26 protein-coding genes and 1 pseudogene are annotated in these 24590 nt (G+C 68.0%); 18 read left to right on the forward strand and 9 right to left on the reverse strand.

Annotated elements, in window-relative coordinates:
• Nucleotides 1-561 precede the first annotated feature (561 nt).
• The 5 genes from AMIS_RS01735 to AMIS_RS01755 are packed head-to-tail and all read left to right on the forward strand — an operon-like array spanning nucleotide 562 to nucleotide 3989.
• Nucleotides 562-975, forward strand: a complete 414-nt coding sequence (locus AMIS_RS01735; protein WP_014440463.1) for a hypothetical protein — start codon at nucleotides 562-564, stop codon at nucleotides 973-975.
• A gap of 1 nt (nucleotide 976) precedes the next feature.
• Nucleotides 977-1696: a hypothetical protein gene (locus tag AMIS_RS01740; RefSeq protein ID WP_014440464.1), complete on the forward strand. Its 720-nt coding sequence runs from the start codon at nucleotides 977-979 to the stop codon at nucleotides 1694-1696.
• Nucleotides 1696-2010, forward strand: a complete 315-nt coding sequence (locus AMIS_RS01745; RefSeq protein WP_014440465.1) for a hypothetical protein — start codon at nucleotides 1696-1698, stop codon at nucleotides 2008-2010. The genes AMIS_RS01740 and AMIS_RS01745 overlap by 1 nt, the downstream gene beginning before the upstream one ends.
• Nucleotides 2011-2032: 22 nt before the next feature.
• Nucleotides 2033-2815, forward strand: coding sequence for a hypothetical protein (locus AMIS_RS01750; RefSeq protein WP_231859206.1), 783 nt, complete (start codon nucleotides 2033-2035; stop codon nucleotides 2813-2815).
• 43 nt (nucleotides 2816-2858) lie between these two features.
• The gene (locus AMIS_RS01755) at nucleotides 2859-3989 is read left to right on the forward strand and encodes a geranylgeranyl reductase family protein (RefSeq protein WP_014440467.1); all 1131 of its coding nucleotides are present in this window, start codon (nucleotides 2859-2861) and stop codon (nucleotides 3987-3989) included.
• A gap of 14 nt (nucleotides 3990-4003) precedes the next feature.
• Here AMIS_RS01755 and AMIS_RS01760 read toward each other — a convergent pair whose 3' ends face one another.
• From AMIS_RS01760 to AMIS_RS01780, 5 genes are all read right to left on the reverse strand, one after another.
• The gene (locus tag AMIS_RS01760) at nucleotides 4004-4525 is read right to left on the reverse strand and encodes a DUF6226 family protein (protein WP_014440468.1); all 522 of its coding nucleotides are present in this window, start codon (nucleotides 4523-4525) and stop codon (nucleotides 4004-4006) included.
• 56 nt (nucleotides 4526-4581) lie between these two features.
• Nucleotides 4582-4782, reverse strand: a complete 201-nt coding sequence (locus tag AMIS_RS01765; protein WP_041829503.1) for a DUF397 domain-containing protein — start codon at nucleotides 4780-4782, stop codon at nucleotides 4582-4584.
• A 212-nt stretch (nucleotides 4783-4994) separates the two neighbouring features.
• Nucleotides 4995-5189 carry a DUF397 domain-containing protein gene (locus tag AMIS_RS01770; RefSeq protein WP_014440470.1) on the reverse strand — a complete coding sequence of 65 codons (195 nt, stop codon included), beginning with the start codon at nucleotides 5187-5189 and terminating at the stop codon, nucleotides 4995-4997.
• A 21-nt stretch (nucleotides 5190-5210) separates the two neighbouring features.
• Entirely contained in the window at nucleotides 5211-6062 is an 852-nt protein-coding gene (locus AMIS_RS01775; RefSeq protein ID WP_231859207.1) for a helix-turn-helix domain-containing protein, read from the reverse strand.
• A gap of 230 nt (nucleotides 6063-6292) precedes the next feature.
• Nucleotides 6293-6730, reverse strand: a complete 438-nt coding sequence (locus tag AMIS_RS01780) for a DUF6232 family protein (protein ID WP_014440472.1) — start codon at nucleotides 6728-6730, stop codon at nucleotides 6293-6295.
• A 508-nt stretch (nucleotides 6731-7238) separates the two neighbouring features.
• Here AMIS_RS01780 and AMIS_RS43850 point away from each other — a divergent pair.
• The 3 genes and pseudogenes from AMIS_RS43850 to AMIS_RS01790 form a co-directional block, all read left to right on the forward strand.
• Nucleotides 7239-7418: pseudogene (locus tag AMIS_RS43850) on the forward strand (DUF2231 domain-containing protein); the annotation flags it as partial.
• A gap of 79 nt (nucleotides 7419-7497) precedes the next feature.
• Complete coding sequence (locus tag AMIS_RS44540; RefSeq protein ID WP_269447737.1) at nucleotides 7498-7632, forward strand: hypothetical protein; 135 nt, start codon at nucleotides 7498-7500, stop codon at nucleotides 7630-7632.
• 24 nt (nucleotides 7633-7656) lie between these two features.
• Nucleotides 7657-8196: a type 1 glutamine amidotransferase domain-containing protein gene (locus tag AMIS_RS01790; RefSeq protein WP_041829504.1), complete on the forward strand. Its 540-nt coding sequence runs from the start codon at nucleotides 7657-7659 to the stop codon at nucleotides 8194-8196.
• A 142-nt stretch (nucleotides 8197-8338) separates the two neighbouring features.
• Here the strand turns inward: AMIS_RS01790 and AMIS_RS01795 are convergent, their stop codons facing one another.
• From AMIS_RS01795 to ku, 3 genes are read right to left on the reverse strand one after another with little or no spacing between them, the layout of a single operon-like run.
• On the reverse strand, nucleotides 8339-9637 hold the full coding sequence (locus tag AMIS_RS01795) for an MFS transporter (protein ID WP_014440474.1): 1299 nt from the start codon (nucleotides 9635-9637) through the stop codon (nucleotides 8339-8341).
• A gap of 24 nt (nucleotides 9638-9661) precedes the next feature.
• Nucleotides 9662-10177: an NUDIX domain-containing protein gene (locus tag AMIS_RS01800; protein WP_386934425.1), complete on the reverse strand. Its 516-nt coding sequence runs from the start codon at nucleotides 10175-10177 to the stop codon at nucleotides 9662-9664.
• Nucleotides 10178-10201: 24 nt separating this feature from the next.
• A complete protein-coding gene (gene ku / locus AMIS_RS01805) occupies nucleotides 10202-11155 on the reverse strand; it encodes a non-homologous end joining protein Ku (RefSeq protein WP_014440476.1) in 954 nt (317 codons plus the stop codon).
• A 63-nt stretch (nucleotides 11156-11218) separates the two neighbouring features.
• On the opposite strand from ku, the gene ligD (AMIS_RS01810) reads away from it, so the two are divergent.
• From ligD (AMIS_RS01810) to AMIS_RS01855, 10 genes are all read left to right on the forward strand, one after another.
• A complete protein-coding gene (ligD, locus tag AMIS_RS01810; protein ID WP_014440477.1) occupies nucleotides 11219-12163 on the forward strand; it encodes a non-homologous end-joining DNA ligase in 945 nt (314 codons plus the stop codon).
• Nucleotides 12150-13079, forward strand: coding sequence for a non-homologous end-joining DNA ligase (gene ligD / locus AMIS_RS01815; RefSeq protein ID WP_014440478.1), 930 nt, complete (start codon nucleotides 12150-12152; stop codon nucleotides 13077-13079). Before ligD (AMIS_RS01810) ends, ligD (AMIS_RS01815) begins: the two co-directional genes overlap by 14 nt.
• A gap of 42 nt (nucleotides 13080-13121) precedes the next feature.
• Nucleotides 13122-14546, forward strand: coding sequence for an Ig-like domain-containing protein (locus AMIS_RS01820; protein WP_172666559.1), 1425 nt, complete (start codon nucleotides 13122-13124; stop codon nucleotides 14544-14546).
• Between the two features lie 198 nt (nucleotides 14547-14744).
• Entirely contained in the window at nucleotides 14745-16436 is a 1692-nt protein-coding gene (locus tag AMIS_RS01825; RefSeq protein ID WP_157434708.1) for an Ig-like domain-containing protein, read from the forward strand.
• Between the two features lie 11 nt (nucleotides 16437-16447).
• Nucleotides 16448-17866 carry an Ig-like domain-containing protein gene (locus tag AMIS_RS01830; protein WP_014440481.1) on the forward strand — a complete coding sequence of 473 codons (1419 nt, stop codon included), beginning with the start codon at nucleotides 16448-16450 and terminating at the stop codon, nucleotides 17864-17866.
• Between the two features lie 51 nt (nucleotides 17867-17917).
• Nucleotides 17918-18529, forward strand: coding sequence for a hypothetical protein (locus AMIS_RS01835; protein WP_157434709.1), 612 nt, complete (start codon nucleotides 17918-17920; stop codon nucleotides 18527-18529).
• Between the two features lie 166 nt (nucleotides 18530-18695).
• Entirely contained in the window at nucleotides 18696-20030 is a 1335-nt protein-coding gene (locus tag AMIS_RS01840) for an Ig-like domain-containing protein (RefSeq protein WP_157434710.1), read from the forward strand.
• 115 nt (nucleotides 20031-20145) lie between these two features.
• Entirely contained in the window at nucleotides 20146-21462 is a 1317-nt protein-coding gene (trpB, locus tag AMIS_RS01845) for a tryptophan synthase subunit beta (protein ID WP_014440484.1), read from the forward strand.
• Nucleotides 21459-22196 (forward strand): tryptophan synthase subunit alpha, encoded by a 738-nt coding sequence (gene trpA, locus AMIS_RS01850; protein WP_014440485.1) that lies wholly within the window; start codon nucleotides 21459-21461, stop codon nucleotides 22194-22196. The genes trpB and trpA overlap by 4 nt, the downstream gene beginning before the upstream one ends.
• A 21-nt stretch (nucleotides 22197-22217) precedes the next feature.
• The gene (locus AMIS_RS01855; protein WP_014440486.1) at nucleotides 22218-22907 is read left to right on the forward strand and encodes a GntR family transcriptional regulator; all 690 of its coding nucleotides are present in this window, start codon (nucleotides 22218-22220) and stop codon (nucleotides 22905-22907) included.
• On the opposite strand, the gene AMIS_RS01860 is transcribed toward AMIS_RS01855, so the two are convergent.
• Complete coding sequence (locus AMIS_RS01860) at nucleotides 22890-24551, reverse strand: DNA repair helicase XPB (RefSeq protein WP_014440487.1); 1662 nt, start codon at nucleotides 24549-24551, stop codon at nucleotides 22890-22892. The genes AMIS_RS01855 and AMIS_RS01860 overlap by 18 nt on opposite strands.
• Nucleotides 24552-24590: the final 39 nt, after the last annotated feature.

Below are 24590 nucleotides of genomic sequence, written 5' to 3' on the forward strand. Positions count from 1 at the left end.
GCGGTGGCGTCCGGCGCCAACCTAAGATCCAGTAGTCCGCAATCAGTCCGCACGACGTCCGCAGAAGCAGCGCAACGCTGTCAGATCATGGCAAGCGTTTCCGCAGCTCAGCGGACATCTATCCAGCTAGATCAACGATCTCGTTTGGTCTCGTAATGCGTAGGTCGACGGTTCGATTCCGTCAGGCGGCTCGGAGAGAAACCCCAGGTCAACGACCTGGGGTTCTTCTTTTGGGCAGGTCGATGACGGTGTCCCTGGGTCGGCGAGCGTAGGGACGCGTCAGAAGTGTTCGCCGATCCAACGCGCGACCACGTCCCTGCTCCCGGCCAGACGATGCTTCCAGCGGAAACATCCTCGCGTATAGGTGCCTGCCCACGTGTCAGATGATGCCTCCCGCGGGATCCATGAACCGTGCCGACGTCACAGGCGTGTACCACTGTGGATGGATTCGACTCCATCTCCAGACGCCCACGGGACGAGACGACTGCTCAAGTAGCCACGTTGCGTCGGACGGTTGGTTCGAGACGATCCTGTTGAAGGCTCGCGGACGAGGAGTAGGCCATGGTCGGGCAAACGGGCCGCGGAGACCGTGCCGGCGGTTTCACCCTGCTGATGCTGTGCACGACGGCGTCGGTCCTGCTCCTCGGTGTGGCTCTCCTGGTGGCGGTCTCTGATGATCTGGCGGATGCGACGCTGTTCAGCCGCGCCGGGATCATGGCCGTGACGATCGGTGGTGTCGTCGTGGTCTGTGCCGCAGGCGTGATCGCTCAGCGCCGGACGGGGCCTCCGGCGCGTACGGTGACCGTGATCTTGTCGATGGTCGCCGCTGCCCTGGTTGCCTGTGTCGGGTTCCTCTTCCTGTTCTCCGCGACCCCGCAGCTCTCCGCAGGGCTGCTGCTGGTTGTCGCGGCCGTGCTGATCGCCCTGTGCGGGCGGGAGGCGGCGCACGCCTCCCGAGCCGGGGAGGCACGCTGAGATGCAACAGGATCTGATGCAACGTCTCCAGCAGCTACAGCAGCGCACCACCCAGCTCGGTCAGCTCGCGGCGGAGCTGGCGTCGGCCGTACCGGAATGCTCGGAGGGTTGTGACGCGAGCGGACGGGTGCTGGTGGTGCTCGGCAGGGATGGGGTGCCGGCCGAGATCCGTGTGCGCGACCGATGGCAGGAGCGACTGGAGCCGGATCAACTGGGCGCCGCGGTCCTGGATGCTGCCGCCGATGCCGGGCAGTCGGCGATCCGGGCGTTGACCGGGAGGCTGGACGAGAGCCGCTGGTGGCGCCGGCAGCGGGACGCGGACGAGGGCACGATCCAGGACGAGGAGCCTCTGGTGAGGCCACCGCTGGGACGGCCGCAGCATGACGGCGAGTTCAACGAGCAGGTCATGAACGCTCTGCACGCGTCGGTGCGTGAGGCCGGCCAGCCGCACACAGCGCTCGAGGCGACGGGCACGGACAGCGGGCAGCACGTCGCCGTGACGCTGACCGGCGGAGGCATCGTTGGATGTTTCGTCGACCCGTGGTGGGCGCGCGACCGGACCGGCAGCGCCATCACCGAGAGCGTGTCGGCGGCACTTCGGCGGGCACGGCGCGATCTCGCGACCCCCGCGCACCCGAGCGCTCAACTCGACACCCTGGTGGGCGATGCCCTGGCCACGCTGAACGCCGTCGTCCATCAGCGAGCCGGCGGTGATGAGTGATGGGACTGCCCAGTTCAGAAGAGGTCTCGGTCGCCACTGACGCCCTGCGCACCGAAGCGACATCGTGGCAGGTCCAGGGCGAGAAGCTCGATGCGCTCAGCGCCCAGGTCGAGGCCATGGAGTTCGGCCGGGTCGAAGCCGGCCTCTTCCAGATCATGGTGAGCCCGTACAACGACGTGATCCGTACCGTCACCGCGCGCTGCGCGGAGGGCGCCGTCGCGATGGCGGAGATGGCGAACACGCTGCGCCACGTCGCGGACGTGTACGAGGCGGAGGACCAGGCCGGCGCGCACCGCATTCGGAATGTCTACTGAACCGGGGGACACGATGTTCAGCATGGCGCAGTACGAGGCAGTGATCAGCGAGATCGAGCAGGGGACGAAGACGTTCGAGGCCCGGCTCGCCGAGGTCATTCCCGCCGCTGACCGGGTCTCCAGTCAGTGGTACGTCGGTGAGGTTCTCGGTGACCTGCTCCAATGGATCGCCCGCAAGACGGTCGAAGCGGGGACCGCGATTCTGAACTTCATCCTGGACGTGCTCAAGGGCGCCACCGCACCGATCTTCATGTTCATCGACGCCTACAAGTGGACGGACTTCAAGGCAACCGCCAACGGCGTCTCAACCGACCTCACCGCTCAAAACCTGGTGATCGACAATACGGACTGGTCAGGCAAGGGGCACGACGCCTACCTCACCGCCGCATCGGCCCAGGCCACCGCAGCCGGCCGCGTCGGATCCATCGCCAAGGCCGCGTCTGACAACCTGCTGTTGTGCGCCACCGCCGGCCTGGCGTTCTACATCGTGGTCGCCGGCGTGATCGCCAAGCTGATCGTCGAGGTCGTCGCCGCCACTACCGCCATCAGCACGGCGGTCTTCTCCGCCGTGGGCGCGATGATCTTCCTGGAGTCGGGTGCCGTCAACACGGCTGCGATCGTCACCGCCGTCGGTGTGCTCGCCGCCTTCCTGGGCACCCAGGTCAACGCCCTGGTCATCCTGCACAGCGAAGCCGTCGACCCCACAAGCTTCCCGAACAGCGCATGGCCGAAGTCGAACTCAGCTCAATACAACGACGGCACGGTCAACGACGGAGACGCGGACTGGTCCCTCAAGGGCGGTTAGACATTGTCTCGTCACGAAGCCGGGGGGAATTAGACTTCCGTGAATGCGGGCGGGAGCTGAGTGGGACGTCGCTGTCGTCGGGGGCGGGCCCGCCGGCCTCGCCGCCGCCCATGCCGCCGCGCAGGCCGGTGCGCGGGTGGTGGTGCTGGAACGGGCCGAGCACCCGCGTTACAAGACCTGCGGCGGAGGGCTGCTCGCGCCGTCCGTGGCGCTGAGCGCCGACAAGTTCGCTGTCCCGGCTCGGGACCGGATCAACGCGGTGACCTTCACCCACGACGGCCGGCGGGCGTTCACCCGCAGGTCAGCGGGGGAGCCGGTGGTCACGATGGTGCGCCGGGACGACTTCGATTCTGCCTGGTGCCAGGCGGTGGTCAAGGCAGGCGCGACGATCAAACAAAATTCCCGGGTACGGGGTATAGCCCAGCACCCGGATCGGGCGTCGGTGCTGCTCGACGGGGGTGCCGAGGTCACCGCGAAGGTGGTGATCGGGGCGGACGGCTCGGCGGGTGTCAGCGCGCGGCATGTCGGTGTGACGTTCGAGCAGCAGGATCTCGGGCTGGAACTGGAGCTGGCGGCGACCCGGGAGGACCGGGCGCGCTGGCAGGGGCGGCTGCTGCTGGACTGGGGGCCGGTGCCGGGATCGTACGGATGGGTGTTTCCCAAAGGGGATCAGACCACGGTCGGCGTGATCATGGAGAAGGGCCGGGGCGCTGAGACGAAGCGGTACCTGCGGGACTTCGTGGCGCGGCTGGGGCTTGCCGATCGTGCGGTGCTGCGTGACTCGGGGCATCTGACCCGGTGCCGGCGTGCGGACGCCCCGGTGCGGCGCGGGCGGGTGCTTGTCGTGGGGGACGCGGCCGGGCTGCTCGAACCGTGGACGCGGGAGGGGATCAGCTACGCGCTGCGGTCCGGGACGTGGGCCGGGCGCATCGCTGCGAGCGGCGCAGACCTCGATGAGTACGACCGGATGGTCGGCGAGCGACTGGCACCGGAGATGGCGGCCGGGCGGCGGCTGCTGCGGCTCTTCGGCAGGCATCCGGCGCTCGTGCACGCCGCGATGGACAGTCCGGTCGGGTGGCGGGCGTTCACCGGTTTCTGTCGTGGAGAGCTCTCCATGACCCGGGTCCTGCGCCGCCGCCCGATCCGTGCGGCCGTCGGGTTTCTGGGTCGGTGAGTTGATCGGGAAAATTACCGGGAGCGGAACTGCCAGGGCGCCCACTGCACCGCGGCGGCGAACCCGCCGCGACGGGCGTCCCGGGCGCCGGCCGCGGAGAGAGGGCCCTCCCGATCCGCGGTGACGCCGGCGCCGATCAGCCTGGTCTCGAACCAGGATCCCCCCACGCCACGGCGGACGCGTTCCCAGAGCCCGCCCTCGATCAGGGCGGCGATGTGAACGCGTAACCGTTCCTCCAACGCCCGCGGGTCGTCGTCGCAGGTGGCGCAGGCGCACGGCGGCAGGGACTCCTCCCACCAGCGGCCGAGCCGCACGACCAGGCCCGGGTTGGTGAAGTGGATCGCCAGCGGCGCGGCGGAGGGGGAGCGGGGAATGAGGCGGACGGTCCGCACGAGCGCATCGTCGAGCCCGAACGGTTCCTTGGTTTCCCGGCGCTCCACGAGGTAGCGCTCGGTGAGGTCGTCCAGCAGTGCGTCGGCCGCGTCGTGCAGCGCAACGAAGCGGTCCGTCGGGGTGGCGTGCCGGTCGCCGTCCACCAGTGCAGTATGCCGCGTACGGCCCGCGGCACCACGATGCTCCGGAGGAAGCGGAGTCATTCGAGACCGAAGTCCCCGGCCTTGACTCCCGCGACGAACGCCTCCCACTCGGCTCGGGTGAAGGCCAGCGGTGCGATATCGAGATTCTTCGAGTCCCGGATCAGGACCTCGTCTCCGACCGTCGCCACCTCGACACAGGTGCCGCCGGTGCAATCTCTGCTACGTCGCCAGTGCAGCCTTTCCGTCGGATTGATCATGTGTGCGTACCTCCATGACGGCTCGAGTCCACGGTAAGCGACTGAACCGGGCATGGAGGCGTATTCACATGAGTGAAACGAAAGGGCGCCGCTTATCACCTCAAATGTGAGGTGTGCGGCGCCTCTTCGTACTGATATAAGCTTTTTGTGAATATTTTTTGACGCGCCCGCCTCGCGAAGCCGGCTACGCGAAGCGGGCGGCTGGCTGACTGTCAGAAGCGGAACTCGCCCGCAGCCACACCCTCGACGAACGCGTCCCACTCGTCCTTCGTGAAGGCGAGCGCCGCGGACTGCGGGTTCTTCGAGTCGCGGATGAGGTACCGGTCATCGACCTTGGCGACCTCGACGCAGGTTGACGTTCCGCAGCGGCTGCTCTTGCGCCACGCGGGCACGTTCATGTCTTCCATGGTGGACCTTCCACGCTTTGTTTATCGGGTTTCCCGAGAGCCGTTGCCCTCGAGGATCTCTATTTGCCCGCGGATGAATTCGATCGTGTCGTCCTCATCCGCGACCTCTTGCCAGACCTTGTCGTAACGAGCGCGATGTTTCGCGGTCGACTCACGGTCCTCGATCAATTCATCACCGATACCGGTCTCCCGGTAGAGGACCTCACCCTCGCCGAGCACCAGCAGGTCGAAGCTGGCGTTGTTGGTGACGGACGCGTCGAGAGAGAACGGGACCATCCGTACCCGGACCGTGCCGTTCTCGGCGAGCGCCTTGATGTCACGCAGCTGGTCGGCAAAAATCTCCGGCCCGCCGATGGTGCGTCGCAGCACCGATTCATCGACCATCATCAGGATCTGAACGTCGTTCCGGGACAGCAGCGCCTCCCGGCGCATTGCCCTGGCCTTCACTCGCCAGCTGCGCTGCTCCTCGGTCAACTCATCCTCGTACCGCTGCATCAGGGCGGTCGCGTACGCCGTCGTCTGCAGCGGGCCGGGGATGTAGTAGATCGAGTACGACCGGATCTCAGCGGCCTCGGACTCGTACTCGATGAGTTTGCGCAGGTGGTCCGTGAGGTTCTCGCGGAACCCGGGCGCCTGGTACCACGCTTGGCGTTGCCGGGTCCGTGCGACGCGGGCGTCCGCGATCATCGCCGCGACGGCCGCCTTGTCCCGGATGCCGAGGTAGAACAGCAGGGGCCGGAGATCGTTCGGGGAGATGCTGACGTCCCCGTTCTCAATCCGGATCACCTTGCTGAGCGACCACTCCATCTCCTCGGCGACTTGGAGTTGGGTGAGATCGGCTCGCTCCCGCGCTTCGCGAAGCGCGAGTCGCACGCGTCGCCGCGCGATGGTAGGCGAGTCACCCTCAGCCATGAGTCCTTCATCGTCGAAGTAAATGGTGACAATCGGTAACAGCGGACGTGCGATGTGCTACCTCGCTGAATGCCAGGTGGCAGTCAGCGAGGTTGCGGACATCCTATTACTGTCCTATCAGAACGAGGGGTGCAAGGTGCGGTTTTGATCAAATAGAGATCTCACCCGAGAGGTATTCGCGAATCGCCTGGTCAGGCTGCGGCTAGCCCGTACCCCCAGGGTGTCCGGCCGGAGTCCTCCATGGCCCTTCGCAGCGCTCGGCTCACCTGGTTGAAGACCCGTGCGTCGGAGGAGGAATAGAGCACCACGGCCTGCTTCCGGTACTGCGCGTGCAGCTCCCAGTGCCTCGGTTTACGCCACGCGGCCATTACAGCCGGTGCTGAGACGGTGAGGAATCCCGCCACGTACCACGTGGGGCTCGGCATCAGGCTCCAGCCGGCGACCGCGGCGAACATGACGCCGACGGCGAGGGCCGGCGCGAATGGTCGCATCCGCGCGGGCGCCTGGACGAGGCCGACATTGCGAAGTTCCCGCACGGTGAAGGATCGTTGTGCCGAGACGGTGTTCCAGACGAAAAGATCGTCGGTCACCATGGCGTCGGGCCCGTGATAATAGGTTCGTGTGCGCATGGCGAACTCCTCTTCGCTTTTTCTTGCGAGGGGGAGGAGAGCGGGCCACCATTGGCGCGAGGACGCCCCCGCCTCGCGTGCCGCAAACGATCAGAGTCGTGACAAGAAGATTTGTAGCTGAGCCGTACACAGAAGCCGTAGAGGCGGACAACGGCACCCGTTTGCCGCCGGGTGCCGTTGTATGTCTCTCCCTCCGACTCCACCCTTTATTGCCGTATCCGTAGTACAGCACGCCACACCGCTGTCCGCCATCACTCAATCTGCCATGTTGCAGATTGCGTACAAGCCGATGTGACCGGGTGTGTGTGCCGCCACGGCCTCTCCCGGCGGCGTTTCAGCCCTCATCGGACCGGGTAGCCCAGACACGGATGCCGCGACGAACCTGTATTTACCCAGGTGGGAAGGCGATTGCCGGATGGAGAGCCGATTGAGTGTCGCGGGCCAGGCGGTGCAGCCGATATTGGTGATGTTCCCGCTCGGTCTATTCGCGATGGCCGTTATGTTCGATATGGCCGACTTGCTGGGGGGCCCTAGCATCTTGGGCGCGCTGGCCTACTGGAACGTCATCGCCGGCCTGATCGGCGGGGTGCTCGCCACGCTGGCCGGAGCGGTCGACGTGATGTTCGTGAGCAGCCCCGACGCGCGCCGCCTCGGTGTGCTCCGCGGCCTGATCAACATGGGTGTGCTGGTGATCTTCGCGGTCATCCTGATGCTCCGCGTCCACACCCCCCGAACGTGTCGTCGGAGGCGGCCTCTTCGTCGTCGAGGTGCTCGCGCTCGCCCTCGCGATCTTCGGCGCCTGGTTCGCCGGCGAGCTCGCCAACGGCCGTACGCCGGCGTTCGCCCGAGCCGCCGCCGGCAAGGCGTTTGCCCGGCCCGTCGCTGGGAACCGCAACATCTGACAGTTGTTGCGGAAGGAGTCGATGATGACCACATCGATCAAGGGGAAACGTGTTGCTTTCCTCGCGACCGACGGTGTGGAGGAGATCGAGTACACCGAACCCCGGAAAGCCGTGGAATCCGCGGGCGGAACCGCGGAACTGCTCTCGATCAAGAACGGCGAGATCCAGGCCGTCAATCACATGGACAAGGCCGGCACGTACCCGGTGGAAAAGAGCGTCAGCGACGCTGATCCCGCCGATTACGACGCGCTGGTTCTGCCCGGCGGCGTCGCCAACCCGGATTTTCTGCGCGCCGACTCGGACGCGGTCCGGTTCGTGCGTGACTTCGTCAACGCCGGCAAACCGGTGGCCGCGATCTGCCACGGGCCGTGGACGCTCGTCGAAGCTGGCGTGGTCGACGGGCGCACGCTGACCAGCTGGCCCAGCCTGCGCACCGATCTGGTCAACGCCGGGGCGACCTGGGTGGATGAACAGGTCTTCGTGGACAACGGGCTGGTGACCAGCCGCAAGCCCGATGACTTGCCGGCCTTCTGCGAGGCGATGCTCGACCAGATCGCCGCCTAGCTCCGCAGTCGGGAGCGGTCACCCGGGCGGAGGACCATCACGGTTCGAGTGAGGGCTCGACACCAGGTTTGGGGAAGGCGGCCTGCGCGACTGGGCATAGGGAATGCAGGCCGCCCCCACGGTGCCGCTGCGGAGGAACCGGTCAGGAGCGGGCGGCTGCTGCGGCCGCCCACTCGTCGTCGGCGGCCTTCTTGAGGGCCATGCCGTTCTTTCCGTCGTAGCGGACCAGCTTCGGCAGGGCGGCGGCCAGGGCGACCGTGCCGGCCACGCAGAGCACCCCACCCACCCAGATCGCGCCCGGGACGCCGAGCGAGGTGCGGGCCATCAGGCCGGAGCGCAGCTGGCCGGCCAGCGGACCCGTGGTGTACGAGAGCATCTCGATGCCGGCCAGCCGCCCGCGGAGATGATCAGGGATGGTCTGGTTCCAGATGATCATGCGGAAGATGCCGGAGATCATGTCGGCCGCTCCCGCGAAGGCCAGGCAGAACAGCGTCAGCCAGAGTGAGGTCGACAGGCCGACGCCGACGATGCCGACACCCCAGAAGCCGGCCGCGATCAGCACCATCAAACCGTGCCGGTGCACCCGGCCGGTCCAGCCCGAGCCGAGCGTGGCGATCAGGGACCCGACCGCCGGGGCGGCGTAGAGCAGGCCGAGCACGCTGGGCCCGCCGAGCTTGTTCGCGAGGAACGGGTAGAGCGCGGACGGCATGCCGAAGAACATCGCGTTGATGTCGACCAGGTACGTGCCGAGCAGCTCGGGCCGGGACTTCGCGTACCGCAGGCCGGTGACGACGCTGGACAGCGACGGGCGGTCCGCGGCCGGGGGCGGCGGGACGGCCTTGACCAGGGTCAGGCAGGTCAGGGAGACGGCGAAGGTGAGCAGGTCGAAGGCGTACACCCAAGCAAGGTCGAAGTTGGCGAGCAGGATGCCGGCCAGGGGCATGCCAAAGAGCTGGGCGAACTGGGCGCCGAGCGACTGCAGGGACATGGTCGCCGGCAGCTGTTCCGGCTTGACCAGGCGGGGGACCATCGCCTCCAGGGCCGGACGTTGCAGGCCGGCCACCGCCGCGGTGAGAAACGCGGCGACGTAGAGCAGCCACAGGTGCGGCTCGTCGGAGAGCGAGTTGATCAGCAGGATGCCGCAGATCGCGGCGAGCGCGACCTCGGCGCCGCGAACCAGCAGCCGCCGGTCGATGTAGTCGGCGAGCGCCCCGCCGACGAACGCCATGATCAGGATCGGGGCCAGCTCGCAGACGCCGATCAGACCGACCATCAGCGGGTCGTCGGTCAGTTTCGCCACCTGGTACGGGATGGTGACGTAACTGATGAAGGACCCGAAGCTCGTCACCACGCCGGCGGTGAACACGAACCGGAAGTCCCGGGACGTGCGTAACGGGGTGAGGTCGAGGGCGAAGCGCTTGCGGTCGGTCACGAGAGGCATCCTGCCCGACCAGGCGCCCGCCGGTCACTTCATTACCAGCCGCCCGGTCTTCCGGAAGTCCTCGAGGTCGCTGAGCGCCTCGTCGAGGACGAACGACTTCGGACCGGGCAGCGCGTCCAGGGCGAAGAACCCGGCGTCCACGCTCTCGTCGGTCTGCCGGAGGAGCTCGCCTTCCCAGCTGTGCACGACGAAAGACATCAACACCTGCTGGTACGTGTGCTGGAACTCGTTCGTGTACGTGTACGCCGTGTAGAACGCGTACGGCGTGAGGGATGTCGCCCGCAGCCCGGTCTCCTCCCAGAGCTCGCGGACCGCGCACTCCTCCATGCTCTCGCCGAGCTCCATCGCGCCGGCCGGAATCGCCCAGCGATGGTTGTCGGAGCGCTGGATCAGCAGTAACCGGTTCTGATCGTCGAAGACCAGCGTGCGCGCCCCGACGAAGAAGATGGTGTCGGTGTCACCGACGCTGGCCCGAACCCGGCCCAGGTAAGACTCAGCCCACGTCAGCGCCACCGGGCCACCCCGCCGCTCACGACCCATGCAAATCCCATGGGCCGAGCGTAGTCACGCGGACTTCTTGGCGGGCTTCTCGGCGGACGTGGATTTCCTCGCAGCGGTGGTCTTCTTGGCCGGGGCCGCCTTCTTCTTCGCCGGCGTCGCCTTCTTGGCGGGCTTCTTCTCGGCGGGCTTCCCGGCGGGCTTCCCAGTGGGCTTCTCGGCGGGCGGGGAGTCGGTGGAGGAACGCGCCTGACGTGCCCGCTCGACGGACGCCTTGAGCGCCGCCATCAGGTCGATCGCCGCGGCCGGTGCCTCCTCGGCCTCCTCCGGCTGGACCACCTCACGGCCCTCGACCTTGGCGTCGATGACCTCCTGGAGCGCGGCCCGGTAGTTGTCGGTGAAGTCGTCCGCGTCGAACGTGCCGGCCATCGAGTCGATCAGGGAGCTCGCCATCGCCAGCTCGGCCGGCCGGGTCTCGATGTCGTCGTCGAGGAAGCCGAAGTCGGGGGTGCGGACCTCGTCCGGCCACATCATGGTGTTCAGGATCAGCACGTCGTCGCGGACCCGCAGGGTGGCGAGCTGCTCCCGCTGCCGGATGGCGATCTTCACGATGGCGACCCGGTCGGCGTCACGGAGGGCGTCACGGAGCAGCACGTACGGCTTGGCGGCCTGGCCCTCGGGCTCCAGGTAGTACGACTTCGCGAACAGGATCGGGTCGATCTGGTCGGCCGGGACGAATTCCAGCACGTCAATGGCGCGGGAGGTGCTGAGCGGCAGATCGGCGAAATCCTCGTCGGTCAAGATCACCATTTCGCCGCCGCCGATGTCGTACCCCTTGGCGATGTCGTCGTAACTGACCACTTCGCCGTCGACCGAGCAGGTCCGCTGGTACTTGATCCGGCCGCCGTCGGTGCGGTGCACCTGGTGGAACCGGATGTCCTTCTCCTCGGTCGCCGAATACAGCTTGACCGCGATCGACACCAGGCCGAACGAGACAGCGCCTTTCCAGATCGCCCGCATGTTCTCAGAATCGCATTACTGGGACGCCTGCGTAAGGTGATTGCTTCTGCTTATGGTGATCAGGTGCCGGGTCCACCCCTGTCGCCGATGCTCGCGACGGCGGGCCCGCTGCCGGTGGGGCCGGAGTGGAGCTACGAGTTCAAGTGGGACGGCGTTCGCGTCCTGGCCCTGTTCGGCGGCGGTCCGCCGGACCTCTTCGCGCGCTCCGGAGCCGTGGTCACCGCCGCCTACCCGGAGATCGCCGACCTGCATCTGCCGGAGGGCACGCTCCTCGACGGCGAGATGGTGGTCTTCGACGCGGCGGGACGGCCGTCGTTCACCGCCCTCGCCGAGCGCATGCACGTGCGGGACAAGGCACGGGCCGCCCGACTCGCGGTGAGCCTGCCGGTGACGTACATGATCTTTGATTTGCTCTTTCTCGACGGGATGGATCACACCGGGTTGCCCTATCTGGCCCGTCGGGAACGGCTCGAGGAACTTGGCCTCGCGGGGCCACGCTGGATGGTGCCGCCCTCGTTCGGCGACGGCGCCGCGACCGCCGACGCCGCCCGGGAGAACCACCTCGAAGGTGTCATGGCGAAGCGTTCCGACTCGGTCTACCTGCCCGGACACCGCTCGCCGGACTGGGTGAAGGTCAAGTTCGACCGGACCGGGGACTACGTGATCGGTGGCTGGCGGCCGGGTGCCCGCAAACTGGGCGGCCTGCTGATCGGCGTGCCGACCGCCGACGGCCTGGCATTTCGCGGGCGGGTCGGCGGCGGCATCGGCGCGGTCGCCGAGAAGGAGCTGCTGGCCCGGCTCGAGCCACTCGCCTCCGGCGAGTCGCCCTTCGCCCCCGGCGCGGTGCCGAGGGAGGATTCGCGCGGAGCCCATTGGGTACGCCCGGAGTTGGTCGCCGAGATCAGATACGGCAACCAGACGCCCGACCGTCGTCTGCGGTTCCCCCGGTTCCTGCGGCTGCGCGACGACAAGACCGCCGCGGAGTGTGCCGACGATGAAGACGCCTGACCGGTTCGTGGTCACCGTCGAGGGACGCGACCTCGAGCTGTCCAACCTCGACAAGGTGATGTACCCGGCGGCCGGATTCACCAAGGGCGAAGTGATCGACTACTACACCCGGATCGCCCCGGTCATGCTGCCTCACCTGCGCGATCGCCCGGCCACCCGGATCCGCTTCCCCAACGGCGTCGACGGCATGCACTTCTTCGAGAAGAACAAGCCCGGAGGTACGCCGGACTGGGTGCGCCTGGAGACCCTGCCGGTGCCCGGTTCCACCAAGAGCCGGGAGACCATCGAATTCGTGGTCGTCGACGACCTGCCCACGCTCGTCTGGCTGGCGAACCTGGCCGCGATCGAACTGCACACCCCGCAGTGGCGGATCGGCGCCGACCCGGACCTGATGGTGGTCGACCTGGACCCGGGAGCGCCGGCCGGGCTGCGGGAATGCTGCGCGGTGGCGACCCTGATGCGGGACCGGCTCGCCGCCGACGGGATCGACGCCTATCCGAAGACGTCCGGGAAGAAGGGCATGCAACTGTGCTGCCCGATCTCCGGCACACAGGACTCCGAGGTGGTCTCCGCGTACGCGAAGAAGGTCGCCGACGAACTGGCGGCGATGGTCCCCGGCTCGATCACCGCGAAGATGGCCAAGGCGATCCGGCCCGGCAAGATCTTCATCGACTGGAGCCAGAACGCGGCGGCGAAGACGACAGTGACGCCGTATTCGCTGCGGGCGGGGGAGGGGCCGACCGGTTCGGCGCCGCTGACCTGGGACGAAGTGATCGCGATGGCGACCGGGGAGGTGGAGGCGCGGCAGTTCGGGGCGGGCGAGGTGCTGGAGCGGGTCGAGGAGCACGGTGATCTGATGGCGGCGCTGTCCGAACCTGGCCCCGCCGTGCCGGTGTCGTATCGACGTAGGTCGTGAGCGAAGGTATGCTCCGCGAAGTTGATCTTCGAGGAGTCTTCTGTGAGCAGGTTGCGGGCCGGAACTGTCGCGGCGCTGTCCAGCGCATTGATCCTGACGAGCGCGGGCCCGGCGGCAGCCGACGAGATCTCTGACGAGACGAAGCCGGTGGTCACCGCGACGGGCGTCGTCAACGGGCAGTACCTCGGGCAGATTTTTCGGGTCGTTCCGGAGTACAGCGACAACGTGGGTGCCGCCCAGATCGACTTCCTGATCAACGGGGAGGTGCAGCGCTCGTACAAGCAATTCAAGGGCATCCGGAGCTTCCCGGTGCCGCTGGACCCCAAGTTCGACGGCCGCGAGGTCGACTTCACCGTGCGGGTCCTGGACGCGGCCGGAAACGCCGGCGAGGCCGTGACGCGGGTAAATGTGGACCTCGTGGCGCCGGTGGCGACGTTCTCCCCGGACGGCTATGGCGACCGGGCCAAGGGAATCATGACGATCACCGCGACCGGCGTGTCGAAGGACGCCGTGACGATCACGTCGTCCGAGGGGCATCGGGTTACCTCGGCGCCGTGGGTCTTCACGTGGGACACGACGCCGTATGCCAACGACATCGCGTCGATCGGCTTCCGGGTCATCGACCGGGCCGGCAACTCGACCGTCTACCACCAGCAGCACTACATCGACGACACCGGTCCGAAGATCGAGGTCCGCTCGCTTCCCAGCGTGACCGGCACGCAGGCCACCTACCTGTACGCCTACGCGGTCGACGACCGGACCGCGACCACGCGCTTCGAGTGGTGGATCGACGGCGTTCTCCGGTCCACCACGCAGAGCAGCTTCCAGCACAATTTCGGCACCAAGGACCGGGTGTCGACGGTGACGATCAAGGCCTGGGACAAGTGGGGCAACGCCTCGTCGACGACCCGTAAGGTGACAGTGGACGCGACCGGTCCGGCGGTCAGCTGGATCTCCCCGAAGTCGGGCGCCCTCCTACGTGGCAGCACCGTCACCACCGCGATCCGGGCGGTCGACGCGCACGCCGGGACGACGAAGGCCCTGCTGCACAACAACGCTTCCGGTTACCACACCTGCAAGCCGATCTGCAGTACGAAGGCACTCCTCTCCGAGGGCAAGCAGGACCTGGTCTGGTCCGTTTACGACCAGTTCGGCAACGTGACGGTGGTTCGGCGTCCGGTGATCGTGGACAACACCAAGCCGTCCCTCAAGGTCACCAAGGCGCCGAAGAACAAGGCGAAGGTCAAGGGGACCGTGAAGATCACCGCCGCGGCGAGCGACAGGAACGGCGTCGCGCGGGTCGAGTTGCTGGTCAACGGCAAGGTCGTGGCGAAGGACAGCAAGGTGGCGTACCGGTTCTCGGTCAACACCAGGAAATACGGCAAGAAGATCAAGGTCCAACTGCGGGCGTACGACCGGGCGGGCAACGTGCGGACCACGAGCACCCGGACGTGGTACCGCCGCTGAGGTCCCGCGTGGCCACCCGGCGCGAGCGGCGCCGGGGTTGACGAGGTCGCACGCAGCCTCATCGTGTGCCCGCGGCCCGGGCTCGCAGATCTTGGAAACGCCGATGCCGGCCGGCGCTCAGTGCGGACGAGCGGCTCCGGGCCACGTCGTACCGGAAGCGGATCGACGTAAGTGATCTTCCATGGTTAAGATCCCGGCATGCTTCGTGCCGCCGCATCAGCGGTGCTCACTTCTTCGCTACTTCTCGCCACGGCCGGCCCAGCTCGCGCCGACGATCCGGTCCCCGACACCACCCCGCCGGTGATGGTCTCCACCGGTCTGATCGATGGTCAGTACATCCGGCCGTTCCACGAAATCTTTCCCTCCGCCACCGACGACGTGGCGCCCCAATGGGCGCAGGTCCTCGTCGACGGCAAGCGCACCGGTGACGGCTTGTTCGGCCCCTGGCAGGGGAAGCTCTACGGCCAGGTGGTTCTCGCAGACACTATCCCGGACGGCGCCCACGTCGAGGTAGGCGTTCGTGTCCAGGACGCCGCACGCAACTGGAGCGATACCCTCAGCACGCGGGTGATCGTCGACCGGATCAAGCCGACCGCGACGATCTCGCCGTCCGGTGATTTCATCCCGGCCGGGCGTTCCGTGACGCTCACCGCGACGAATGTGCCGGCGGACGCCACCAAGATCGTGATGTACGACCGCCTGGACCGGGAGCTCGCCCGGGCCACGGCGGCGCCCTGGAAACTGCCCCTGAACACGGCGGATCTGGGCACCTGGAACTCGGTGCGGATCACCATCACCGACCGGGCCTCCAGCGAGACCGACTATTACCGCTTCTTCGACATCGACACCACCGGCCCGGAGATCTCCATCGAGTCCCAGGTCCCCGGGCGGATAGGCCCAGGAACGCAGGCCGTGCTCGGTTTCGCGGACGACCGCTCCGGCGTGGCCCGGGCCGAGTGGTGGGTCGACGGCGCGGTACGCGGCCGGAATCTGGACCAGCTGAACTACGACTTCGGCACCCGGGAGCGCACCGCCACCGTGGAGCTGCGCGTCTGGGACAAGCTCGGCAACATGACCGTCGGGCGGTACCCGTTCACGATCGATACGCAGGCACCCACACTCGTATCCCACACTCCCGGCGCGAACGCCCGGGTGCGTGGCACGACTCTCCGGGCCTCGCTGCGCCTGTCCGACCCGTCCGGCACCGGATGGGTCATGACGGAGGAGGGCTACGGGCCGATCGGCGACGACCCCTACACGGCCACGTTCCCGCTTTACGCGGATGGCAAGCAGACGCTGGGCTGGGTGGTCTCCGACATCTGGGGAAACCGGCGGAAGGTCTACCAGACCGTCGTCGTCGACAACACCGGTCCGTCGGTGGGGTGGCTCTCGCCCGGCGCCAACGCCCTCGTCCGCGGCTCCAGGATCACCTCGACCGTCAAGGCCGCCGACGGCGCCGGGATCCGATCGGCGACGCTCTCCGGGGCGAAGGCCGACACCGCGGCGCCCTACACCGCCTCGATCGCGGCCGGCAGCGACGGCAAGAAGACGCTGACCTGGACCGTTCTCGACAAGCTGGGCAATCGCACCACGGTCCGGCGGACCGTGATCGTGGACAACACCAAGGCGAAGCTGACGGTGACCGCGGCGCCGAAGAACAAGGCGAAGGTCAAGGGCACCGTGAAGATCACCGCTGCGGCCAGTGACAAGAACGGTGTCGCGAAGGTTCAGCTGCTGGTCAACGGCAAGGTCGTCGCCACGGACAGCAAGGCGGCCTATCAGTTCTCGCTGAACACCAAGAAATACGGCAAAAAGATCAAGATCCAACTACGTGCGTACGACCGGGCGGGCAACGTGACTACCACGACGCCCCGCACCTGGCGACGCTGACGGGACTCTCCATGCGTTTTCTGCGGGCTGCGGCCGCAGCCGCTATCAGCGGATCCCTGATCTTCACCGGCGGAGCGCCCGCCCGGGCAGCCGACGGTGGTCCGACCATCGTGGACAGCGGCCTGCCGTCCGGGCTGGTCGGCGCGAAGCCGGTCATCACCGCGACGGTGAGCGACGACCTCGCCGTCGTCCGGCTCGAGCTTCGGTCCAGTCGTGTCCGGCTCGCCGAGGCGACGGGCGCGAACCTGACCACCGTCACCCTCCGGCCGGATCTCACCGCGCTGAGCGGACCGATGGTGGAACTCGAGCTGCTGGCGTACGACGCGGGCGGCAACTCGACCCGGGCGACCAGCTCGGTCTTCGTCGACGCGGAGTTCCCGGCCGCGACGCTCAGCCCCGCGCAGGGCGCCAGCATGCGCGGCATCGCCACGATCACGCTCTCCGGCGTCTCGGCCGACACCGTGCTGGCCACGCTGGAGCAGCGCGACCCGCGGCTGGTGCTCTCCCAGGCCACCTCCGCTCCGTGGACGCTCACCTGGAACACCGTCGGCTCGGACGACTTCCCGCAGGTGCGGCTGGTGGACCAGGCCGGAAACGTGACCATCTACCAGCCGGTGTGGCACGCGGACAACGAGCTGCCGGTGATCGGCGCGCTGAGCTGGAAGCGCTCGGGCGGTCCGACGGCGCCCAGCGGCCGGGCCGGTGGCCAGGGCAGGTTCGAGGTCGCGGTCAAGGACGAGACCGTGAAGCCGAAGGTCGAGTTCTGGGTGGACGGCAAGCTGGTCTCCACCGACGGCGCCTGGAACACGGGCGGCGCGAACCGGACGGCCACCGTCGAGGTGAAGGCCCGGGACAACGCCGGCAACACCGCTTCGCGGAAGTTCAGCGTGGTCCTCGACAACGCCGGCCCGTCCACCGGGATCACCGCGCCGGGCACCAACGCGCTGATCCGCGGCTCCAGGATCTCGTCGACGGTGAAGGCCACCGACCCGTCCGGGATCGCGAAGGCGCAGCTCTCCGGGGCGGGCGCGGACACGGTTGCGCCGTACACGTCGTCGGTTGCCGCCGGTAAGGACGGTAAGCGCACGCTGACCTGGACGGTCACCGACCGGGTCGGCAACAGCACGGTGGTGCGGCGGACCGTGATCGTGGACAACACCAGGGCGAAGCTGACGGTGACCGCGGCGCCGAAGAACAAGGCGAAGGTCAAGGGCACCGTGAAGATCACCGCTGCGGCCAGTGACAAGAACGGTGTCGCGAAGGTTCAGCTGCTGGTCAACGGCAAGGTCGTCGCGACCGATGCCAAGGCCGCTTACAAGTTCTCGCTGAACACCAAGAAGTACGGCAAGAAGATCAAGGTCCAACTGCGGGCGTACGACCGGGCGGGCAATGTGACCACCACGACGACCCGTACCTGGTACCGCAAGTGACGATCTGAGGTTAGGCTCCCGCGCACCTTCTGACCTGCGAGGGAGCCCACCTTGGGAATGCTGCGGACCGCGATCTTCGCGGTGCTGTCCGGTTCGCTGACGCTGTCCGCCGCGTCCCCCGCGCCGGCCGCCGAGGTGACGGTGGGTGCCGGGGCCGCTTTCACGTCGGCGACCGGGACGGTTCTGCACGGAACGGCCACGATCACGGCTGACGGGCTGCCCGACGACGCCACCGGAGTGGTGCTGATCTGGGGTGGCCGGGAGATCAGCCGGGCGACGGCGAAGCCCTGGGCGCTCACCTGGGACACCAGGAAGACTTTCGGGTACGCCGTGAGCGGCGACTACCGGCTGAAACTGGTCGTCACCGATCGTGCCGGCCACACCACCGCCCACCACGAGTGGTTCCGCGTCGACAATGCCGGCCCGGAGATCGACGCCACCGGCTTCCCGGCGCGGATCGGACACGGGCAGGCCGAGCTCGCGGTCCGCGTGCGCGACGCCTCCCGCACGGCTCGCATCGAGTGGCGGGTCGACGGCGAACTGCGCGGCACCGGCGAGCGTTACCACGCTGACCTGGGCCCCGGCCCGGTCCGGGTGACCGTCGAGGCCTGGGACCGGGTCGGCAACGTCACCTCGCTGACCCGCGATCTGCGTCCCGATTGAGATCGACTTGGGTGAGCAGGAGGATTAAGCTCCCGGTCAAATTGATCTTCGGGGAGCCACCTTGAGCACGTTGCGGACCGCGGTTGTGGCGGCGCTTTCCACTTCTCTCATCGTCTCGACCGCTGCGCCGGCCCTCGCTGACGAAATCGTCGACGAGGTGAAGCCGGTGATTACCTCAACTGGTCTCACCGAGGGGCAGTTGATCGGGCTCTCGTCGCGGATCTTCCCGACCGCCACCGATGACACCGGCGTCCAGTACATAGCCGCGCTGATCGGTGGTCGCGGCCGTATGCAGACCGTCGAGTCGGTGGCGAAGGACGGGCTGCTGGTGACACCGGGAGTCCAGTACAACAACATGGACGTGGATCTCACGGTGCGTGCCTACGATGCTGCCCGGAACTACGGCGAGGTCACCACACGAGTCCACGTCGACGCGGTGGCGCCGACAGCCACATTCACGCCGAAATCCGTCAAGCTGAGCGGCACCACCACGATCACGGCCTCGGACGTGTCGGATGACGTCACCGAGATCGTCATGAGCCGGAACGGTCAGGAGATCAGCCGGGCGACCGCTGCACCGTGGGTCTTCGGGTGGAACACCCGGGCCACGGACCCCGACTACGACGGATATCCGCAGATCAAGTTCACCATCCGTGACCGGGCCGGCAACGTCACCGAGGTCTTCAAGAAGTACCACGTCGACAACCGCGGACCCAAGATCGAGGACGTCACGTCGCTGGTCGGGCGCGGCCGGTCCACACTGCGTGCCTGGGTTTCCGACCAGGGCGGAGTCGCTCGCGTGGAGTGGTGGGTGGACGGCGCGCGGCGTGGCGAGGGGTGGGAGTTCGCCTACGACTTCGGAACCCGGAGCCGGGTCGCCCCGCTCACGGTGAAGGCCTGGGACAAGTTCGGCAATCTCACCGCCGTCAGTCAGAACGTGGTCGTGGACGCGACCGCGCCCGCGGTCACCTGGATCTCGCCCGCCTCCGGTGCGCTGGTTCGCGGTGACCGGATCGCGACCTCGATCAAGGCGTCCGACTCGGCCGGTTGGCTCCATGCCGGTCTGGCCGGGGGATATGTGAACAGCGAACCGCCCGTCGACGCGACCAGCGGCAAGCTGACCGGCGTCCGATACGTCAAGGCCGACGGCAGGTACACGCTCACCTGGAACGTCTATGACCGGGTGGGCAACCGGACCACGGTGAGCCGGACCGTGATCGTGGACAACACCAGGGCGAAGCTGACGGTGACCAAGGCGCCGAAGAACAAGGCGAAGGTCAAGGGCACCGTGAAGATCACCGCTGCGGCCAGTGACAAGAACGGTGTCGCGAAGGTTCAGCTGCTGGTCAACGGCAAGGTCGTCGCGACCGATGCCAAGGCCGCGTACAAGTTCTCGCTGAACACCAAGAAGTACGGCAAGAAGATCAAGGTCCAACTGCGGGCGTACGACCGGGCGGGCAACGTGACGACCACGTCCACCCGTACCTGGTATCGCCGTTGATCTGAACCGCATGAACGGCCCGGCCCCGGACGACGGGGGCCGGGCCGTTTGCTTTTCCGTCCTTGCGTGTCACACTGTTCTAGAACTGTAGAGTTCTAGAACAGTGGGGTGCGTCATGTCTGATCTTGTGCTGCCCGCGGAGCGGGTGATGGCGGAGCCGGGGGAGCTCGGACGCTTCGGTGAGCACGGTGGGCGCTTCGTCCCGGAGTCGCTGGTGCCGGCGTGCGCCCGGCTCGAGGAGGGGTTCCGCGAGGCCTGGTCCGACCCGAGTTTCCACCGTGACCTGGAACGGCTGCTGACCGTGTACGCCGGGCGGCCGACCGCGCTCACCCCGGCCTGGCGGCTCTCCGCGGAGCTCGGGATCACCGTGCTGCTCAAGCGCGAGGACCTGGCGCACACCGGCTCCCACAAGATCAACAATGTTCTCGGTCAGGCGCTGCTGGCCCGCCGGATGGGCAAGACCCGGCTGCTCGCCGAGACCGGCGCCGGCCAGCACGGCGTCGCCACCGCGACCGCGGGCGCGCTGCTCGGGCTCGGTGTCACCGTCTACATGGGTGAGAAGGACATCGAGCGGCAGGCGCTGAACGTCTTCCGGATGAAGATGCTCGGCGCCGAGGTGGTGCCGGTGACCAGCGGCAGCCGCACGCTCAAGGACGCCACCAGCGAGGCCATGCGGGCGTGGGTCACCTGCCTGGACGAGGCGCACTACTGCCTCGGCTCGGTGATGGGGCCTCACCCGTACCCCTGGATGGTCCGGGAATTCCAGCGGGTCATCGGGGACGAGGCGCGGCGGCAGAGCGCGGCCGAGCTGAGCACCGGGATCCCCGATTACGTGGTCGCGTGCGTGGGTGGCGGCTCCAACGCGGCCGGGACGTTCGCCGGGTTCGCGGACACCGGCGCGCGGCTGATCGGTGTGGAGGCGGCCGGTGGCGCGGCTGTCGCGTCGGGGCGGACCGGTGTGCTGCACGGCTTCCGGTCATATCTGCTGCAGGACGAGAATGGGCAGGTCAGCGAGGCGCACTCGATCGCGCCGGGGCTGGACTATCCGGGTGTGGGGCCGGAGCACGCCTACCTCAACGACATCGGCCGGGCTCGTTACGTCACGGTGAGCGACGAAGAAGTGGTGCCTGCGGTGCATCGGCTCGCCCGTACCGAAGGAATTCTGCCTGCTCTGGAGTCCGCCCATGCGATCGCCTGGGTGATCCGGGCCGCCGAGTCCGGTGAACTGCCGCCGTTCTCCACCGTGCTCGTGACGCTCTCCGGCCGGGGCGACAAGGACGTGGCGACATTGATGGAGGCCCCGGCTCCCACGGGGGCCCCGGCTCCCACGGGGGCCCCGGTTCCCACGGGGGCCCCGGTTCCCACGGGGGCCCCGGCTCCCATGGAGGCCCCGGCTCTCAAGGAGGCCCCGGCTCTCAAGGAGGAACAGTGAAGGGTCTGGTTCCCTATCTGACCGGCGGCATCCGGCCGGACTGGACGCGCTACCTGCGGGAGTACGAGCGCAACGGCGCCACCGCGATCGAGATCGGCCTGCCGTTCTCGGATCCGATCCTGGACGGGCCGACGATTCAGGAGGCCTCCGATCGGGCGCTGCGCGCCGGCGCCTCGGTCGCCACGATCCTCGCGGAGGTCGCCGCCACGAAGATGACCATTCCGCTGATCGCGATGACGTACTACAACCTGGTCGTCCACCGCGGGCCGGAATTGTTCTGCCGCGAGCTCGCGGACGCCGGCATCACCGGTCTGATCGTGCCGGACCTGCCGATCGACGAGGCGGGCGCCCTCGCCGCAGCCGCCGAGAAGCACGGCGTCGACCTGACCCTGCTGGCCGCGCCCACCACCCAGCCGGACCGTCTCGCCGAGATCGCCCGGCGCAGTCGCGGCTTCATCTACGCGATCTCGGTGATGGGCACCACCGGCGAGCGTGACCAGATCGCCGAATCCGGCATCCGGCTCGCCGGTGAGCTGCGCAGACTCACCGACAAGCCGGTGCTGCTGGCGTTCGGGATCTCCCGGCCGGAGCACGCGGCGGCCGCCGCCGGTGTCTGCGACGGCGTGGTGGTCGGCGCCGCTCTGATGCGCCGCATCCTGGACGGCGGGACCCCGGAGGAGTTGGGTGCGGTTCTCGGCGGGTTCCGCAGGGCCCTCGATAGTGTGGCGGTCTGAAACGATCGTGACGGGAGGACCATGGCGGATCGGGTACCGGCCTATCGGCGCATCGCGACCGACCTGGCCGAGAAGATCCGCGACGGCGTCTACCGTCCCGGGGACGCGTTGCCGGCTCAGCGGGAGCTCAGCGCCAGTTACGGCGTGACGCTGATGACGCTGCGCCAGGCCTTGCAGGAGCTTCGCGACCAGGGGCTGATCGTGCAGCAGGCGGGCCGGGGCACCTATGTGACCCCGGCCCATGCCGCCTATCGGGTGGACACCCTGCGCAGCTTCGTCGAGGACCTGCGGGAACAGGGGCACGAGGTGACGACCGTGGTGCTGTCCCTGGAGAACGGCGTGCTGGAGAGGCTCCGGCTGCTCGACGGGCAACCGGCGATCCACCAGACGTCACGGATCGCCGTGCCGCTCGCGCCTGAGGTGGATTTCCGGATCGTCTCGCTGTATTCGGCGTTGGCCGAGGCGGGCGCCGTCATCGCCCGGGCCTCCGAGCGGATCGTCCCCGGCCTGCTCCCCGAGGACGTCGCAGGGTTCCTCGAACGGCCGGCCGGCAGCCCGGTCTTCGTCAGCGAACGCACCACGGTCGGCCTCGACGAGAGGATCCTCGTCGAGGACCGCGCGATCATCCTCGGTGACCTGATGGAGATCCGCGCCGAGCGGGCCGCCACCCGCCTCTCGCTGCAGTGGGGCAGCTCAGTCGATCTGGGGTAGCGGCGGGCCGAGCACGTCGTCGGCGTCGACGATCGTGTACGCGTAACCCTGCTCGGCCAGGAAACGCTGCCGGTGCGCCGCGTACTCGGTGTCGATGGTGTCCCGGGAGACGACCGTGTAGAAGTGCGCCTGCCGGCCGTCGCCCTTGGGCCGCAGCACCCGGCCGAGGCGCTGCGCCTCCTCCTGGCGGGAGCCGAACGTGCCGGAGACCTGGATCGCCACCGCAGCCTCGGGCAGGTCGATCGAGAAGTTGCCGACCTTGGAGAGCACCAGCGTCCGCAGTGAGCCGTCACGGAACGCGTCGAAGAGCCGTTCCCGCTCCTTGTTCGTGGTGGAGCCCTGCACGATCGGGGCGTCCAGGTACTCGCCGAGCTCGTGCAACTGGTCCAGGAAGCCGCCGATCACCAGCACCTGCTCGCCCGGGTGCTTCTCGACCAGGGCCTTGACCACAGGCAATTTGGTACGGGCGGAGGCCGCCACCCGGTAACGCTCCTCGGCCTCGGTCACCGCGTACGCCATCCGTTCCGCGTCGGTCAGCGTGACCCGGACCTCGACGCACTCGGCCGGGGCGATCCAGCCCTGCGCCTCGATGTCCTTCCACGGGGCGTCGTAGCGTTTCGGGCCGATCAGCGAGAAGACGTCACCCTCGCGACCGTCCTCGCGTACCAGGGTGGCGGTGAGGCCGAGCCGGCGGCGGGCCTGCAGGTCCGCGGTGAAGCGGAAGATCGGCGCGGGCAGCAGGTGCACCTCGTCGTAGATGACCAGGCCCCAGTCGCGGGCGCCGAACAGGTCCAGGTGGGTGAAGGCGCCGCCGCGGCGCGACGTGAGCACCTGGTACGTCGCGATGGTGACCGGGCGGATCTCCTTGCGCTCGCCGCTGTACTCCCCGATCTCGTCCTCGGTCAGCGACGTCCGCGCGATCAGCTCGCGTTTCCACTGCCGGCCGGCGACCGTGTTGGTCACCAGGATCAGGGTCGTCGCTTTCGCCGTCGCCATCGCAGCCGCGCCGACCAGCGTCTTGCCGGCGCCGCAGGGCAGCACCACCACGCCGGAGCCGCCGGCCCAGAAGCCGTCGACCGCCTCCTGCTGGTACGACCGCAGCGTCCAGCCGTCCTGCGCGAGGTCGATCTCGTGCGCCTCGCCGTCGACGTAACCGGCCAGGTCCTCGGCCGGCCAGCCGAGTTTCAGCAGCGCCTGCTTGAGCCGGCCGCGCTCCGAGCCGTGCACCGCGATCGTCTCGTCGTCGATCCGGGCGCCGAGCATGCCGGCCAGCTTCTTCGATTTCGCCACCTCGACCAGCACGATCCTGTCGAGGCCGCGCAGGACCAGGCCGTGTACCGGGTCGTTCAGCAGCTGCAGACGGCCGTAGCGGTCCATTGTCTCGGCGATGTCCACGAGCAGCGCGTGCGGCACCGGGTAACGCGAGAACTTGATGAGCGCGTCGACCACGCTCTCCGCGTCATGGCCGGCGGCCCGCGAGTTCCACAGCCCGAGCGGGGTCAGTCGGTACGTGTGCACGTGCTCCGGCGAGCGTTCCAGCTCGGCGAAGGGTGCGATTGCCATCCGGCACGCCTGTGCGTCCGGGTGATCCACCTCCAGGAGCAGGGTCTTGTCCGACTGCACGATCAGTGGTCCGCCGCTCACTCGTACACCCTCCGCACCGCGAAAAAGCCGACCCTCCAG

The organism is Actinoplanes missouriensis 431 (genome assembly GCF_000284295.1).
GTDB classification, from domain to species: domain Bacteria; phylum Actinomycetota; class Actinomycetes; order Mycobacteriales; family Micromonosporaceae; genus Actinoplanes; species Actinoplanes missouriensis.